This is a genomic window from Pseudomonas turukhanskensis (genome assembly GCF_027922365.1).
Classification (GTDB): Bacteria; Pseudomonadota; Gammaproteobacteria; order Pseudomonadales; family Pseudomonadaceae; genus Aquipseudomonas; species Aquipseudomonas turukhanskensis.
Genome location: NZ_BSFN01000046.1, coordinates 1 through 2,408 on the forward strand (window position 1 = coordinate 1; position 2,408 = coordinate 2,408).

At 60.5% G+C, this 2,408-nt stretch carries 1 protein-coding gene; it reads right to left on the reverse strand.

All coding sequences use genetic code 11. The annotated features are described in order from the left end of the window. Positions 1 to 2,408 (reverse strand): hemagglutinin repeat-containing protein (locus tag PKE98_RS26855; protein ID WP_271198549.1); only part of this gene is annotated, 2,408 nt, incomplete at both ends.

Below are 2,408 nucleotides of genomic sequence, written 5' to 3' on the forward strand. Positions count from 1 at the left end.
TGCCTTTCGCTATGTTTACGTCTGGCGCTGTGTTGCTGGGGGTAGTGCTGCTGGTGTCGCTTTGTTTGGTTTGTCCGCCGCGGCTGCTCGGCGCATCAACGATGTATTTGCCGCCACCGGCTTTGGGCTTGAAGAGTTTTTTCACCCCGGCTTTGATGTCCTGCGCATCGCTGATGGAAATCTCGATCTTCACTTCCGTGCCCGCCACTCGCTTGTTCTGCGTGACGTTCAGTTGCTTGCTCGCATCGGTGTTCAACTGGCCGCTAATACCGCCAGCGGCGTTGACCTTGCCGGGGTCGCCCACATCGATGGTCGCCAGGTTGTCGGCTTTGTAATTCACTTGGTCTACGCGGCCAAATTCCACCGTTGCGGTCGGCAAGCCGTTTTGGCTGACACCACCGCCGCCACCGCCATAACCACCGTCTTTTTCACGCCTGTCTTGCAGCGTCTGCGCGGTGATCTTGCCGCCGACATCGACGCTGCCCTGGCCTGGCTTGGAGGTGATATGGGCGCCTGTGAGGTTGAGGTTGCCCGCCACATTCAGGTTCAGGCTGTCGGCACTGATGCCGGCCTGTTCGGCGGTGAGTTTGCTGTTGTCGAAATCCTTGCCGCCCGAGGCGCTGCCACTGCCCGTGCCTTGCACCAGCCCATTGGTGGTGATCGCCACCCCGACACTCGCGCTCCAGCTGCCACGCGTGTGGTCCATCTCGCTGGTGTCTTGCACGCTGGTGATGGTTTGGTTGCCACCAATCTTGGCACTGACCTGGTTGCCTTTGATGTTCGAGCCGATCAGGTTGTGATCGCCCGCGGTTTCAATGCTCACTTCGGTGCCGCTGATCAACCCATTGGTGTAACTGGTGCTTTTGCTGGTGGTTTCGTCGTAGCTGCCGCTGGCACCGAACGACAGGCCCATGCCTGCGCCCGTGGGGGACAAACCGGCGCTGGCGGTCACGCCAACGGAGTGGTTGCTCACCGACTCGCTACTGCTGGTGCTGCTTTTCGCAGCCTGCTGGGTCAGGTTGCCGGCAGATTTGATCGCCACCTTGCCGCCTTGCAGGTTTACACCGTTAAGGGCGATATCGCCTTTGGTGGAGGTCAGGCTGATGTTGCCGCCAATTTGGTTGATGTTTTCCGCGCGGCTTTGGCTTTCTCGGTTTTCTTTTGTGTGCTGAAGGCCAAAGGTGGCCGTGGCGCCGGCCACTTCACTAAAGGCGACCTGGGTGGCCAAGCCCGCGGCCTTGATGGCGGTCAGCAGCGGGTCTATCTCCATTTCGCCATTGGCCATCGCCATCGTTTTGGAGGAGCCAGCCGGCGCATTCGGGTCATTCACCGCATCGGTGCCCTTGGCTTTATGCGCGGTTTCGGCAGCCTGGGTCGCCACATCCACCAGCGAGGAGTGCGCCTCGGCGGTGTAGCCAATAAACAGCTCTTCGCGGCTGTGGGTGGTTTTTTCGGTGCTTTCGTATTTGCTGGTCTTGATCTCGCCCGCACTGATATCCAGCGTCGGCATGGCTTCGGTTGCGGCGACCCGTTCCTGCGGGGTCAACTTCGCCCGCTCTTCGGGGCTTAATTGATAACCGGCATTTATATCGGCACCGCCAAAATCAAAGGTGCCGGCTACATCCACGCTGCCGCTACCCAGATTCAACTGCGCGTTTCGGTAGGTGGTCGATTCGCTGGTGTCGGTGGTGGTTATCGCCTCAATCCCCACCTTGATGTTGGCACCACTGGTGCTGCCACGGCCCTGGTTCGCCCCTCTGCGCGTCCCCGTGCCAGCGGTGGCCAGGTCTTGCGCGCCGGCCCCGCGGCCAGCGTTGCCGCGCACCGAACTGCTGTCTTCTTCTTTGCTAAAGGGCGCGGCCAGCTTGGTATCAATCTCCGGCGCCGAGCCTACAAGGCCATTGGCTTCATAACCACCGGCGCCTATGCCACCCCCGAGAACCAGTTGCGTGGTCTTGACGGTTTTCTCGTGGTAGGCCATGTCTTTGCCAGCTGCCACGGTCATGTCACCGCCCACTTGCACGGCACTGGTCTGGGCGTTGATTTCACCACCGGTAATGTTCCAGTCGCCTTGGGCCTGCACCGCCAGGTTTTTGGCATTTAGGCTATTGCCGACCGAGTTGGCCGATGAGGCCATTTCGGTGATGTCGATTTGCGAGAAAAAACCCGTAGCACCCACCGCATCAAAGTCAGAGTGCACCTCGTGCAGGTCGGCCATGTTCAGGTTGCCACGGGTTTGCAGCAGCACGTTGTCGGCCTGGATGATGGCGCCGGTCAGGTCGATATCACCCCCGGCAATCACGCTCAGTGACGAGCCCTGGCTGGTGTCCACCGGGCCAGAGGCCAGACGCTCTTCAAAGAGCGCCCGTACATCGGGGCGGGCCACTTGCAGCGGTTTTTTCTCGGCC